Here is a 13,530-nt window from a genome sequence, read left to right on the forward strand (position 1 = left end):
CCATCGGCAGGGAACCTGGATGTCGTGATCATTTCTGTTGATCACCACGGGCCGGTGAACGGAAGGCGACCAACCGCGCAACGCCGGCTGTGGCCTGTTCACGTTCGCACAGATGCCGTTGGTGTGAACGGTCTTGGTGCGACCACGGCCGATTCCACGTGCCGCAGACTCTGAACGCCTGAGTTGATCAACGCCGAACAGCCGATTGCGGACGCGGCCTCCGGCGATAAGTTTGCGCAATGGCAGCACGGAAGCACTTGTTGGTGCTGTTGACCCTGCTCACCGCCGGGTGCACGGCGGCGCAGGGCGGCACGCCCTCGCCGGCACCAGGAGGTTCTTCCCCTTCGTCGTCCGACAAGGTCATGTCCACGAAGGTGCGCGCCGTCATCGACGGCCGCACCGTCGAACTGGCCGACGGCACGAAGGCCCGCATCTCGCTGCTCGCCGAGCCGAGCTCCTGCGCTGCCGCCGCGGCGCTGGAGTTCGCGCAGAAGACGTTGGTGGACAAGGACGTCCAGGTCGGCAGCATCACCCCCGGTGAGGTGACGCTGCTGCTCTCGGACGGCACGGACTACGCGTTGCTGGCCGTCAAGAACGGGATCATGCGCACCACGGGCGTCGACGGCGGCCCGATGACGGAGGCGGAGTCCAAGGCCGCCAAGGCGAAACTCGGGCTGTGGGCGCAGGACTGCGCCGCGTCGACGTCCCCGACGACCCCGGTGCCTCCGCCACCCCCGCCGCCTCCGCCCGCCGCGACCGCCACGTCCACCCGTGCCGCCACCCCGCCACCGCCACCGGCGACAACGGCGCCGCCCTCGCCGCCGTGCGTCGTCCTCTACCGGGTCACCCGCGAGTGGCCCGGCGCGTTCCAGGCGGAGGTGACCGTGCGCAACGTCAGCGGCGCTCTGATCAACGGCTGGACGTTGCGCTGGCACTACTCCGACCGGCAGACGGTGGCGCAGATGTGGAACGGCTCGGTGTCCCAGTCCGGCGGGGACGTCAGCGTGACCAACGCGCCCTACAACGCGTTGATCGTGCCGAAGGGTTCGGTCTCGGTCGGCTTCAACGGGTCGGTGAACGGCAGGAACTCGGCGCCGACGTCGTTCTCGCTGAACGGCACGCCCTGCACGACCTCGTGATCGGCGCTGGTGCGGAGGTTTCCGGTGAGTGGAAACCTCCGGTCGACGGCGACCGGTGCCGGCCCTAGCGTTCGAACCCGTGACGACCAGTCAGCAAGAGATCAGCGACGAGATCGCGAAGATCCAGGCCGACTCACCGGAGGGTGCGCCGCTGCTGGACTTCCGGCCCTACCGCAGCAGCCTGCTGCGCCACCCGACCAAGGAGTTCCAGCTGGTCGACCCGGAGGGCGCCGAGCTGCTCGCCCCGGTGTTCGGCCACTCCGACGTCGCTCCCGTCGAGTCCGACCTGACCATCCAGCGCGGTGGCGAGCCCATCGGTGAACGCATGCGCGTGCACGGCCGGGTCGTGGACGGTGACGGACGGCCGGTGCGCCGCCAGCTCGTCGAGATCTGGCAGGCCAACGCCGCCGGCCGCTACTCGCACCAGGGCGACCAGCACCCCGCGCCGCTGGACCCGAACTTCACCGGCGTCGGGCGGTGCCTGACCGACGACGACGGCTGGTACTCGTTCACGACGATCAAGCCCGGCCCCTACCCGTGGCGCAACCACCACAACGCCTGGCGCCCCGCGCACATCCACTTCTCGTTGTTCGGCACCGACTTCACTCAAAGACTGATCACGCAGATGTACTTCCCCGGCGACCAGCTGCTCGCGCTGGACCCGATCGCCCAGTCGATCACCTCACCGGCGGCGCTGTCCCGGCTGATCGCGTCCTACGACCACGCGCAGTCCGAGCACGAGTGGCTGCTCGGCTACCGCTGGGACATCGTGTTGACCGGCAGCCACGCGACCTACCTGGAGCCGTCCGATGACTGAGCCCGTTCTCGGGGCCACGCCCGGCCAGACCGTGGGACCGTTCTTCCACCACGCGCTGGCCTATCCCGGCGACGCCGAGCTGGTGCCGTTCGGGTCGGCCGGATCCGTGGTCCTGCACGGATACGTGTACGACGGGGCCGGCGATCCGGTGCCGGACGCGATGATCGAGATCCGGCAGGCCGACGCCTCCGGTGCGGTGCCCGCGGTCGGCGGATCGTTGCGGCGGCGCGGCGCCGAGTTCACCGGGTGGGGCCGGTGCTGCACCGACACGGCCGGACGCTACTGGTTCAGCACGGTCGAGCCAGGCCTGCCGTTCTTCGCCGTCACGGTCTTCGCCCGCGGCCTGCTCGACCGGTTGTTCACCCGGATCTACCTGCCCGGCGCCGACGGTGCGCTGGACGGGCTGGTGGCCGCGCGGGAGGACGACGGGCGGCTGCGGTTCGACATCCACCTGCAGGGGCCGTCGCAGACGACCTTCTTCAAGTTCCCGCGGACGTGACCGTGCGGCCGGGGTCGTATCGCGCTGCCGGGCTGGTCGACGACGCCGCGCTGGTCCGGGCGATGCTCGACGTCGAGGTCGCGTGGGCTCGGGTGCTCGGCAACTCGATCTCCGCGGAACCGTGGGCGCTGGACCCCGTCGAGGTCGAGGCGGCCGGCAACCCGGTGCTGCCGTTGGTCTCCGGCCTGCGGGAGAGGGTCTCTGGACCGGTCCACACCGGACTGACGAGCCAGGACGTGCTCGACACGGCCCTGATGTTGCTGGCGCGCCAGGTTTTGGCCCATGTGTCCGCGGATCTGGAACGCGTCGGTGCCGCGCTGGCCCGGCTGGCCGAGGAGCACCGGTCGAGCGTCATGGCCGGGCGGACGTTGACGCAGTTCGCCGTGCCGATCACGTTCGGGCTGAAGGCCGCGCGGTGGCTCACGGGCGTGCTGGACGCGCTGGACGAGCTGGCGGCCGTGGTGCTGCCGGTGCAGTGCGGTGGTGCGGCCGGGACGCTGTCCCGCGTGGCCGCCGACCCGGTCGCGGCCGCGTCGACCTTCGCCGGGTACCTGGGGCTGGTGTGGCCGGGGCTGCCCTGGCACACGCACCGGGCGCCCGTCACGCGACTCGGGGACGTGCTGGTGCGGGTGTGCGACGCGCTCGGGGTGCTGGCCGCGGACGTGCTGACGCTGGGGCGACCGGAGATCGGCGAGGTGTCCGAGGGCGCCGTGGCCGGACGCGGTGGGTCGTCGACCATGCCGCACAAGCGGAACCCGGTGCTGGCCGTGCTGGTGAACAGCGCGGCCCTGCAGGCTCCGCAGCTGGGCGCGCAGCTGCACCTGTGCTCGGCGCGGGCCGTGGACGAGCGGCCCGACGGGGCCTGGCACGCGGAGTGGCCGGCGTTGCGGTCGCTGCTGGAACTGGCGGCGGTGGCGGCGTCGCAGGCCGCCGAGCTGGCCGAGGGCCTCGAAGTGCATGCCGGAGTGATGGCCCGCAGGGCTGCCGAGGCCGCCGGGGAGCTGCTGGCGGAACGCGGTGGCGGAACGGACCCGGCGTCGTACCTGGGGGCTGCGGAGTCCTTTGTGGACGTAGTGCTGAAGAGGTGGGAGAAGCGGTGACGTACGACGACGGCATGAAGGTCCGGCGCGAGGTGCTCGGCGACGCGCACGTGGACCGGGCTGCGCCGGACGACTTCACGCGGGACTTCCAGGACTTCATCACGCGCTACGCGTGGGGCGAGATCTGGACCCGGCCGGGGCTGGACCGGCGGATGCGCAGCGCGATGACGTTGACGGCGTTGATCGCGCGCGGCCACTGGGACGAGCTCAGGCTGCACGTGGCAGCGGCGCGGCGCAACGGGCTGAGCGTCGAGGAGATCGGTGAGGTGATCTTGCAGAGCGCGATCTACTGCGGTGTGCCGTCGGCCAACCACGCGTTCGGGATCGCCCGGCAGGTTCTGAAGGAGGACGCGTGACACGCACCCAGGTGGGCATCGTCGGTGGCGGGCCGGCCGGGCTGATGCTCTCGCACCTGTTGTCGCTCAACGGGATCGACAGCGTGGTGGTCGACTGCCGGACGCGGGTCGAGATCGAGAACACCATCCGCGCGGGCATCCTGGAGGCCGACAGCGCACGGCTGCTGGTCGACACCGGCGTGTCCGACCGGGTCCTGCGCGACGGCCATCCGCACGAGGGCATCGACCTGAGGTTCGGCGGCGAGAGCCACCGCATCGATTTCCGCGCGCTGGTGGGCGAGTCGGTGTGGCTTTACCCGCAGACCGACGTGTTCGTCGACCTGGCCGACGCCCGCGCCCGTGACGGCGGCGACGTGCGGTTCGGGGTTAGTGACACCTCGGTGGACCTGTCGGGCCCCGCGATCCGGTTCGTCGACAGCGACGGTGTCCGGCAGGAGGTCTTCTGCGACCTGCTGGTCGGCGCGGACGGGTCGCGGTCGATCTGCCGGGCGGAGGTGCCGGAGTCCGTGCGCACGCACAGCTTCCGGGAGTACCCGTTCGCCTGGTTCGGCATCATCACCGAGGCGCCGCGCAGTGCGCCGGAGCTGGTCTACTCGCACTCGCCGCACGGGTTCGCGCTGATCAGCCAGCGCACGGAGACGCACCAGCGGATGTACTTCCAGTGCGACCCGGAGACCGATCCCGCGGACTGGTCGGACGACCAGATCTGGTCGGAGCTGCAGACGCGGGTGGCCGGGCCGGACGGCTTCACGCTGAAGGAGGGGCCGATCACCGAGAAGACGGTGCTGCGGTTCCGGTCGTTCGTCGCGGAACCCATGCGGTACGGCAACCTGCTGCTCGCCGGCGACGCCGCCCACACCGTGCCGCCGACCGGCGCGAAAGGACTGAACCTGGCGCTGGCCGACGTGCGGGTGCTGGCCGAGGTCATCGAGCGCGCTCTGCTCAAGAACGACCGCGACGTGCTGGACGAGTACGGGCCGCGGGCGTTGGGCCGGGTGTGGAAGGCACAGCACTTCTCGTACTGGATGACGACGATGCTGCACGCGCTGCCCGGCGCGACGGACTTCGACGTGCGGCGGCAGCTCGGCGAGCTGGCGTCGGTGGTCGGATCGGAGGCGGGGTCGCGGTTCCTCGCGGAGGGCTACACCGGCTGCTGGCCGGGTTAGCCCGTAAGGCGTCCTCCGCGAGGAGGATGCCGGGCGGATGACGCGATCTTGGTACGAACCGCATAACGTTCCCGGGCATGTTGACTGTGAGGGGGATCTGCCGGAGCTTCGGCGACCACCGCGTCCTCGACGAGGTGAGCTTCGACGTGCGGTCCGGCAGGATGACGGGCTTCCTGGGCGCCAACGGTTCCGGCAAGACGACGACCATGCGGATCGTGCTGGGGGTGCTCGCCGCGCACGGGGGTTCGGTGAGCTGGCAGGGCAGGCCCGTCACGCCGGCGGACCGGCCGCACTTCGGCTACATGCCGGAAGAACGCGGCCTCTACCCGAAGATGAAGGTGCGCGAGCAGATCACGTGGCTCGGCCGGCTGCACGGCGTCGACCGGACGACGGCGCAGCGCAACACCGACCGGCTGCTCGACGACCTGGAGCTCACCGACCGGGCGGGCGACCGGCTGGAGCAGCTGTCGCTGGGCAACCAGCAGCGCGTGCAGATCGCGGCCGCGCTGGTGCACGACCCGGACGTGCTGATCCTCGACGAGCCGTTCTCCGGCCTCGACCCGATCGCCGTCGAGACCGTGCTCGACGTGTTGCGCAAACGGGCCGCGAACGGCGTGCCCGTGCTGTTCTCCAGTCACCAGCTGGCGATCGTGGAACGGCTCTGCGACGACGTCGTGATCATCTCGAAGGGACGGATCGCCGCCGCCGGTTCGCGGGAGGAGCTGCGCGACCGGCACGCGACCTCGCGCTACGAGATCGTCGTCGCCCAGGACGCCGGCTGGATCCGCGACGTTCCCGGCACGACGATCCTCGACCTCGACGGGCCGCGCGCGGTCTTCGAGCACGAACCCCAGCGCGTGCTCGCGGAAGCCGTGCGACGCGGCGAGGTTCGCTCGTTCACCCCCGTCGTGCCCACGCTCGACGAGATCTTCAAGGAAGTGATCTGACATGGCCCGGGTTTCTTCCAACAGGGCGTCCTTCGCCCAGGCGACCTGGCTCGTCGCCGAACGCGAGATGAAGACCTTCGTGGGCAGCAAGGGTTTCTGGATCGGCTTCCTCGCCACGATCGCCGGGCTCTTCGCGCTGACCGTGCTGCCGACGGCGTTCGGCGGCGGCGACCCGAAGATCGCGGCGGTCGGTTCGGCCGTGCACGCGGTGCAGGGCAAGCAGCTCGACGTCCGCGAGGTCGCCGACGTCCAGACGGCCGCCGACCTGGTCAGGGCCGACGAGGTCGAGGCGGCGGTCGTGCCGGACGGCGGCGGGATCAAGGTGCTGGCGCTGAACGACCCGCCGAACGACGTGATCCGCCAGCTCGTCGCGGCACCACCGGTCGAGCTGCTGGACCCGGCCGCCGTCGACTCCGATCAGCGGTTCGTCACGGTGCTGGTGTTCGGGCTGGTGTTCCTCATGTTCGGCATGGGCGGCGCGGCGATCGCCCAGAGCACGGTGACCGAGAAGCAGACCAGGATCGTGGAGATCCTCGTGTCGACGGTGCCGGTGCGGGCGCTGCTCGCCGGCAAGATCCTCGGGCACGTGCTCCTGACGCTCGGCCAGGTCCTGGTGCTCGCGCTGGCCGCGCCGATCGCGCTGCGGGTCGCCGGGCTGTCGGAGCTGCTGGCCGTGGTGGTGCCCGCACTGGGGTGGTTCGTGCCGTTCCTGATGTTCGGGTTCGTGCTGATCTCGTCGATGTGGGCGGTCGCGGGCGCGCTGGTCAGCCGGCAGGAGGACCTCGGCTCGACCATGGGCCTGGTGATGCTCGCGGTGATGGGCCCGTACTTCGGCGTGCAGTTCTTCTTCGACAACCCCGCGGTGCTCGCCGTGCTGTCGTTCGTGCCGTTCACCGCGGGTGTGGCGATGCCGGTGCGGATGTTCGCGCAGCAGGCCCAGCCGTGGGAGGCGCTGGTCTCGCTCGGCCTCCTCGCCGCGACCGTCGTGGTGATCCTGCTGGTCGCGGCACGCCTCTACACCGGCTCACTGCTGCAGACCGGCGCGCGGGTGAAGCTGTCGCGGGCGTGGGCACCGGCAGAATAGGCGCATGATCGCTGATCCGATTCGCCTCGCCGTCGTCGGCCTGGGCGCCATGGGCACCCGGATGCTGACGGCGGCGCAGGCGCACCCCGGCTACACCGTGGTCGCGGGCGTCGACATCGCACCCCGCGCGCTCGACGTCCCCGTCGTCACCTCGCTCGGCGCCGTGCTGTCCGATGTGGACGCGGTGTACATCGCCACCCCGCCCGCGCTGCACGCCGAGCTCGCGGCCGAGGCGTTCGCCGCGGGCAAGGCGGTGTTCTGCGAGAAGCCGCTGGCCGTCGACCTCGACGAGGCCCGCGCGATGGCGCGTGCGGCCGCGGGCCTGCCGAACGCGGTGAACTTCGCGTTGTCGGACATGGCGGCGACGCTGGAGATCGAACGGCGGCTGCCGGAGCTGGGCGAGCTGCGGGGCGTGGAGATCAGGCTGCAGTTCCCGCGCTGGCCTCGGGCGTTCCAGGCGGTGGCGGCCTGGCTCGCGCGGCCGGAGCAGGGCGGGTTCGTCCGCGAGGTGCTGTCGCACTTCGTCTACCTCACGGACCGGTTGCTCGGCCCGTTGACCGTCGAGTCGGTGTCGTCGGACTTCCCGCGCGCCGATGCCGCCGAGGTGGCCGCGCGCGGCGTGCTGCGGGGCGGCGGCGTGCCGGTACACGTGTCGGCGTTCTCGCAGCTGGCGGGTCCCGAGGTCTACGAGTGGACGGTGTGGGGCACCGAACGGTCGCTGCGCCTGGGCCAGTGGACTGATCTGTCCAGTTCGGACGGGGGTGCCTGGGAGCCGGTGGCGTTGGCGCGCAACGGTTCCGACTACTCGCGGCTCACGTTGTTCGCTCAGGCCGTGCGGGGAGAACACCCGCGCGACCTCGCGGACTTCGCGAGTGGGCTGCGGGTGGCCGAGGTGATCGAGGCCTTCCTGCGGTAAAGCGGTTGACGTGGTTCGGCAGGATCGGGGAAATGGGGATCCTGTTCGTCACGCTGTCAGGCCATGGCCACGTCACACCGACCCTCGCGGTGGTGGAGGAGCTGGTGCGGCGCGGGGCCGAGGTCTCGTACGCGACCGGTGCCGAGTTCGCCGGCGCGGTGACCGGCGCCGGTGCGCGCTGGGTCGAGCTGCCCGCGCTGCCCGAGTTCCGGCCGGTCACCGCCAACCCGATCGACGAGTGGTTTCCGCACTACTTCAGGGCGATGAGCGCGTTGTACCCGGTGCTGCTGGACCGCTGCCGCGCCGAACCGCCGTCGCTGATCTGCTACGACTCCACGAACTGGCCCGCACGGCTGGTGGCGCGCGAGCTCGGCGTCCCGGCCGTGCGCACGCTGCCGCACACCGCGTCGAACGAGCACTTCACGTTGATGGACGCCGGTTCGGCCCGGTTCATCGCCGATGATCTCGCGCGGTTCGTCGGCGGGCACGGCGTGGAGCTGGACGTCCCGAGCACGATCGAGGCGCCGGAGGAGACCAGCCTGGTGTTCGTGCCGCGCGAGTTCCAGCCGTTCGGGGAGACGTTCGACTCGTCGTTCCACTTCGCCGGACCGGTGCTGGGCAGCCGGCTGGACGAGGAGTGGTCACCGCCGCGCACGGACCTGCCACTGGTGTTCGTCTCGCTCGGTTCGGTGATGAGCGACGCGGGCTTCTACCGGGCGTGCGTCGAGCAGTTCGCCGACGGCGCCTGGCAGGTGGCGATGAACGCGCGCGACGTCGGCGCGGTGCCGCAGAACTTCGACGTGCGGCCGTGGTTTCCGCAGCCCGCCGTGCTGAAGCACGCCTCGGCGTTCATCAGCCACGGCGGCATGAACTCCACCATGGAGGCGCTGCACCAGGGTGTGCCGCTCGTCGTCGTGCCGCAGACACCGGAACAGGCCGCGAACGCCGATCGCGTGGCCGAACTCGGGCTCGGCGAACGGGTCGACGACCACGCCGAGCTGCGTGCGGCGGTGGAACGGGTGGCGTCCAGCGGCACGATCCGAGCCGCGCTTGACCGGATGCGTGCCGCTGTCGGCGCCGGTGGTGGCGCTGCGAGAGCCGCCGACGTGATCCTCAGCCGAGCACTTCGCGCAGCTTGACGCCGAACTCCTCCGGCTTGCCCGCGTAGCCGAACGTGCCGTCCATGAACCCGCCGTGGTGGCTGGGGAAGACGGTGGCCTCCTGGCCGAGCAGCTTCGCGGTGTGGATGGCCGTGCGCGCGGTGAACGCGTTGCCGGTCTCCTCGCCGACGGCGATCACGACCCGGGTCGGCGCGGCGGCGAGGGCGTCCACCTTCACCTGGTAGTCGGTGACCGCGAGGGAGTCCTTGGACAGCAAGGGGTTGTCGCGGGTGCCGTCGTCCTCGGCGGGCATGCCGAACTGCGCCGGGTCGGCCGGCGGCAGGGCGAAGTACTCGTCGTTGTACTCGCCCTGCCACGACGTCATGACCATGAACTGCGCCATGCCCGCGCCGAAGCCGTTGGCGAGGTACGCGTCGATGAACCCGTCGCGCGCGCGTCGGGCGGCGTCGGCGTCGGGCAGGACGTCGATGATCGGTGGCTCGTGCGCGACGAGCGTGACCACGTCGTCCGGGTAGGCCGCCACGACCTCGAGCGCCGTGACCGCGCCGCCGCTGGACCCGAACAGGTCGACCGGACCGCCGACCGCCTGGATCACCGCGTGCACGTCGGCGGCCTGGATGTCCGGCCGGTTCTCGGTGCTGCCGTCGGAGCGGGTGCTCCTGCCGAGGCCGCGCGGGTCGTAGGTGATCACCGTGCGGTCGGGGAACTGCGCGCGCAACGCGGCGAACCCGGAGGCGTCCATCGGCTGGCCGATCATCATCAACGGGCGGCCGCCCTCGCCGTGCACGTCGTAGGTGATGGCTGCTTTGTCGGTTTCGAGAACGTGTGTCGTCACGATTTCTCCCCAGTCGAATCGGGTGTGAGCAGCCTAGTCACAACCATGAACCCAGATGGGCTAACAGGCCGATCGACCTGCATCTATTCGGCTGTTATCAAAGATCGCATGACGCGAACAGCAGTGGTGACCGGCGGCGGCACGGGCATCGGCAGGGCGGTGGCGGCCCGGCTCGTCGAGCAGGGTCTGGACGTGGTGATCACGGGACGCCGGGAGGACGTCCTGAAAGCGGCGGCGCAGGAGATCGGCGCACGGGCGGTGGTGTTCGACGCGGCCGACCCGGACGCGGTGCAGGCGGCGCTGAGCGACCTGCCGTCGTCGGTGGACGTGCTCGTGAACAACGCGGGCGCCAACATGACCCGGCGCCTGCCCGCGCCGGAGAGCCTGGCGGACGTGCGGAACCTGTGGTTCGCGAACTACGAGTCCAACGTGATCAGCGCGGTGCTGGTGACCACCGCCCTGGAGCCGCGGCTCGCCGACAACGCACGGGTGGTGACGCTGGGCTCGATCGCCGCCCGGCGCGGCTCGGGTGCGTACGGCGCGGCGAAGGCGGCGGTGGAGGCGTGGACGGCCGACCTGGCGTTCGCCCTGGGTGGCCGGGGGATAACGGTCAACGTGGTGTCGCCGGGCGTCACCGAGGACACCGAGTTCTTCGGCGGCACGCTGTCGCCGGAGCGGCGCGGGAAGCTCGTCGGCAACCCGGCGAACGGCCGCGCGGGCACTCCCGCCGACGTCGCGGCCGCCGTGACGTTCCTGACCTCCCCCGAAGCTGGTCACATCACGGCGCAGGTCATCGGTGTGAACGGCGGAGCCGGGCTCGGACGCTGAACCCGATCACCGCGAGCAGCACGACGAGCAGCGCGATCCAGGAGAACTCCGCGAGGTAGTGCTCGGCCGCCTCGCCGACGAAGTAGACCGCCGCCGTCGTGCCGCCGGCCCACACGATGCCGCCTGTCGCGTTGGCCAGCAGGAACTTCCCGTAGTGCATGCCCATCGTGGCGGCCAGCGGACCGGACAGGATCCGGAGCAACGCCACGAACCGGCCGAAGAACACCGCCCAGGCGCCGTACCGCGTGAACAGCGCCCGGGCGTGGCCGACCCGGTCCTCGCTGAAGTGGCTCGGGAACTTCTCGGCCGCCCACCCGAACACCCGCGGCCCGAATCGCTTGCCCACCGCGTACCCGATGCTGTCGCCGATGATCGCGCCCGCCGAGGCCGCCGCGCCGACGACGACCGGCGAGACGCCGTCGTGGTGCGAGGCCATGAGCGCGGCGGTGACGAGCACGATCTCGCCCGGCAGCGGGATGCCGATGCTCTCGATGCCGACCACCAGTGCCACGACGACGTAGACCAGCACCGGTGGGATGGTGTGAAGCCACTGGTTCAGCACTCCCGCGATCTTCCCCTCAGACCGCTTCGCGTGCCAGCTAGGGTGTGGATCATCGGGCGACGAGGGGGCGGGTGTGGCGTTCGGTGTGCTGCTGCGCCAGTGGCGGCAGCGGGCGGGACTGAGCCAGGAGGCGCTCGCCCAGCGCGCCGGCGTGGGCATTCGGACCGTGCGGGGACTGGAGACCGGCGAACGGACCGATCCGCGCATGGCCACCGTGCGGTCGCTGGCCGACGCGCTGGAGCTGTCCGAGGCCGAGCGGGCCTCGCTGTTCGCCGCCGCCGGTTCGACCGTCGTGCCGGCCGGGCGCGATCCGCTGGCCGAGGCCGTGGACGCGTTGAAGGTCGCGGTCGAGGCGCGCTGGCGGCGCGAGGAGGAGCAGCGGCAGGTCCACGACCCGGTGCCGTTGCCCGTGCGGTGGGCCGGTGCTTCCGCCGACCTGCAGGACAGCTGGCTCAACATCGGCGGCGAGGTGCCGCTGTCCGGCCGGCTCGACCAGGTCGTCGAGGTGTACCGGCGGGTCCGGTCGCGGCGGCTCGTGGTGCTGGGCCGGGCCGGTGCCGGCAAGACGGTGCTGACCACGCGGTTCGTGCTCGACCTGCTGGCCGCGTCGCCGGACGTGGTGCCGGTGATCTTCGGGCTGGGGTCGTGGCACCCGGAACGCGCCGGGTTGCGCGACTGGATGGCGGCGCAGCTGATCCGCGATCACCCGTTCCTCGAGGCGCCGGGCCCCGGTGGCGGCACGATGGCGGCGGCGCTCGTGGACGCGCAGCGCGTGCTGCCGGTGCTGGACGGCTTCGACGAGATCGCCGGCGGCCTGCACCGTGCCGCGCTCAACGCACTGAACACCACCACTCTGCCGTTGCTGCTCACGAGCCGGGTGGACGAGTACCGCGACGCTGTCGAGGGCACGGACGTGCTGACGTCGGCCGCGGCGGTGGTGCTCGCGGACCTGACCGCTGACGACGTCGCGGACTACCTGCCGCGGACCACGCGCAGGGACGTCTGGACGCCCGTGCTCGACGAGGTGCGGTCCGGCGGCGTGCTGGCCGACGTGCTGACCACGCCGTTGATGGTGGCGCTGGCCCGGCGGATCTACAGCGACACCCCGGACCACGACCCGGCCGAGCTGCTGGGGTTCGGCACCGCCGACGAGGTCGAACGGCATCTGCTCGGGAGTTTCGTGCCCGCGGTGTACGGGCCCGCGGCGGCGCGGGTGCGGCCGTGGCTCGGCTACCTCGCCGACCATCTGACCCGGTTGGGGACGCACGACCTGGCCTGGTGGCAGCTCGGCATCTCCTCACGACGGCGTGCTTCGACCATCGGGCTGGGCGTCGGTGTCGCCGTCGGGGTGGCGGACCTCGTGGTCGAGGCGGTGGTCGTCGGCGCGCTGACCGCGCGCGGGGCGGCCTTCGCGGCGATGATCGGGCTGGTCATCGGGGTGTTGTTCGGGACGGCGCACTGGTGGGTGGTGCGGTCGGCGCCGCTGGAGCCGGTGCGGACGCGGCTGCGGCTGGGCCCGATCCGGCCCGCGTCGCTGGTCCGGGGCCTGGTGGGCCTGGCGTTCGGCGCGGCCGCCGGTGGCGCGTACGGACTGGTGCGGGCGATGGCGTTCTGGCTGGTCACGCCGGGATATGAGATGACGGCGGGCGTGCTGGTCGACGTCGGGGTGTTCGCGCTCGTGTTCGGCCTCGGCGCCGGGGTGGTGTTCGGTCTGGTGGCCGCGCTGGAGGCACCGCTGGACGTCCGGTCCGCCGGCAGCCCCGACGACCTCCTCGACGTGAACCGCCGGCACGTGCTCGGGCTGGTGGCGTTGTTCGTGCCGGTGTTCGCGTTGTTCGTCGCGGCGGCCACCGGCGTGGTCGCGAGTGGCTTGACGGCACTGCGGTTCGAGGTCGCGTGGAGCCCGGTCACCGCGCTCGCGCTCGGCCTCGTCGGCGGCATCGGGGGCGGGCTGGCCTACGTGCTGAGCCTGACCGCGTGGGGCCAGTGGGTGGTGTTCGCCCGCGTGTGGCTGCCTCTGACCGGACGGCTGCCGTGGGGCCTGGCAGCGTTCCTCGACGACGCGTACCGGCGTGGCGTGCTGCGCCGGGCGGGGGCCGTCTACCAGTTCCGGCACGCCCGGTTGCAGGAACGCTTGGCACGTTTGCGCTGATCAGACCC

Annotated in this window: 14 protein-coding genes; 12 read left to right on the top strand and 2 right to left on the bottom strand. The window is 71.5% G+C overall.

Annotated features, from left to right (window positions below; genetic code table 11):
- Nucleotides 1-239: 239 nt before the first annotated feature.
- The 10 genes from ACWEIJ_RS29390 to ACWEIJ_RS29435 all read left to right on the top strand — a co-directional run bounded on the left by ACWEIJ_RS29390 (nt 240) and on the right by ACWEIJ_RS29435 (nt 9,163).
- Entirely contained in the window at nt 240-1,139 is a 900-nt protein-coding gene (locus ACWEIJ_RS29390) for a cellulose binding domain-containing protein (RefSeq protein WP_449840482.1), read from the top strand.
- 79 nt (nt 1,140-1,218) lie between these two features.
- Complete coding sequence (gene pcaH, locus ACWEIJ_RS29395) at nt 1,219-1,956, top strand: protocatechuate 3,4-dioxygenase subunit beta (protein ID WP_449840483.1); 738 nt, start codon at nt 1,219-1,221, stop codon at nt 1,954-1,956.
- Entirely contained in the window at nt 1,949-2,455 is a 507-nt protein-coding gene (locus ACWEIJ_RS29400; protein ID WP_449840484.1) for a dioxygenase family protein, read from the top strand. Before pcaH ends, ACWEIJ_RS29400 begins: the two co-directional genes overlap by 8 nt.
- Nucleotides 2,452-3,555 (top strand): lyase family protein, encoded by a 1,104-nt coding sequence (locus ACWEIJ_RS29405; RefSeq protein ID WP_449840485.1) that lies wholly within the window; start codon nt 2,452-2,454, stop codon nt 3,553-3,555. Before ACWEIJ_RS29400 ends, ACWEIJ_RS29405 begins: the two co-directional genes overlap by 4 nt.
- Before the next feature lie 14 nt (nt 3,556-3,569).
- Complete coding sequence (locus tag ACWEIJ_RS29410; RefSeq protein WP_449840553.1) at nt 3,570-3,911, top strand: carboxymuconolactone decarboxylase family protein; 342 nt, start codon at nt 3,570-3,572, stop codon at nt 3,909-3,911.
- Nucleotides 3,908-5,077, top strand: coding sequence for a 4-hydroxybenzoate 3-monooxygenase (locus ACWEIJ_RS29415; RefSeq protein WP_449840486.1), 1,170 nt, complete (start codon nt 3,908-3,910; stop codon nt 5,075-5,077). Before ACWEIJ_RS29410 ends, ACWEIJ_RS29415 begins: the two co-directional genes overlap by 4 nt.
- Nucleotides 5,078-5,154: 77 nt before the next feature.
- Nucleotides 5,155-6,024 (top strand): ABC transporter ATP-binding protein, encoded by an 870-nt coding sequence (locus ACWEIJ_RS29420; protein WP_449840487.1) that lies wholly within the window; start codon nt 5,155-5,157, stop codon nt 6,022-6,024.
- A 1-nt stretch (nt 6,025) separates the two neighbouring features.
- Complete coding sequence (locus tag ACWEIJ_RS29425; RefSeq protein WP_449840488.1) at nt 6,026-7,108, top strand: ABC transporter permease; 1,083 nt, start codon at nt 6,026-6,028, stop codon at nt 7,106-7,108.
- Nucleotides 7,109-7,112: 4 nt separating this feature from the next.
- Entirely contained in the window at nt 7,113-8,024 is a 912-nt protein-coding gene (locus ACWEIJ_RS29430) for a Gfo/Idh/MocA family protein (protein WP_449840489.1), read from the top strand.
- Between the two features lie 32 nt (nt 8,025-8,056).
- Nucleotides 8,057-9,163, top strand: a complete 1,107-nt coding sequence (locus ACWEIJ_RS29435) for a macrolide family glycosyltransferase (RefSeq protein WP_449840490.1) — start codon at nt 8,057-8,059, stop codon at nt 9,161-9,163.
- Here the strand turns inward: ACWEIJ_RS29435 and ACWEIJ_RS29440 are convergent.
- Nucleotides 9,138-9,983: an alpha/beta fold hydrolase gene (locus tag ACWEIJ_RS29440; protein ID WP_449840554.1), complete on the bottom strand. Its 846-nt coding sequence runs from the start codon at nt 9,981-9,983 to the stop codon at nt 9,138-9,140. The genes ACWEIJ_RS29435 and ACWEIJ_RS29440 overlap by 26 nt on opposite strands.
- Nucleotides 9,984-10,088: 105 nt before the next feature.
- Here ACWEIJ_RS29440 and ACWEIJ_RS29445 point away from each other — a divergent pair, with 105 nt between their 5' ends.
- Nucleotides 10,089-10,808, top strand: coding sequence for an SDR family NAD(P)-dependent oxidoreductase (locus tag ACWEIJ_RS29445; RefSeq protein WP_449840491.1), 720 nt, complete (start codon nt 10,089-10,091; stop codon nt 10,806-10,808).
- On the opposite strand, the gene ACWEIJ_RS29450 is transcribed toward ACWEIJ_RS29445, so the two are convergent.
- On the bottom strand, nt 10,771-11,337 hold the full coding sequence (locus ACWEIJ_RS29450; protein WP_449840492.1) for a DedA family protein: 567 nt from the start codon (nt 11,335-11,337) through the stop codon (nt 10,771-10,773). The two genes, ACWEIJ_RS29445 and ACWEIJ_RS29450, sit on opposite strands and share 38 nt — an antisense overlap.
- Nucleotides 11,338-11,443: 106 nt before the next feature.
- Between ACWEIJ_RS29450 and ACWEIJ_RS29455 the strand changes: the two genes are divergently transcribed.
- Nucleotides 11,444-13,522, top strand: coding sequence for a helix-turn-helix domain-containing protein (locus ACWEIJ_RS29455; protein WP_449840493.1), 2,079 nt, complete (start codon nt 11,444-11,446; stop codon nt 13,520-13,522).
- Nucleotides 13,523-13,530 lie beyond the last annotated feature (8 nt).

The sequence above is a fragment of the Lentzea sp. NPDC004789 genome (assembly GCF_053601075.1).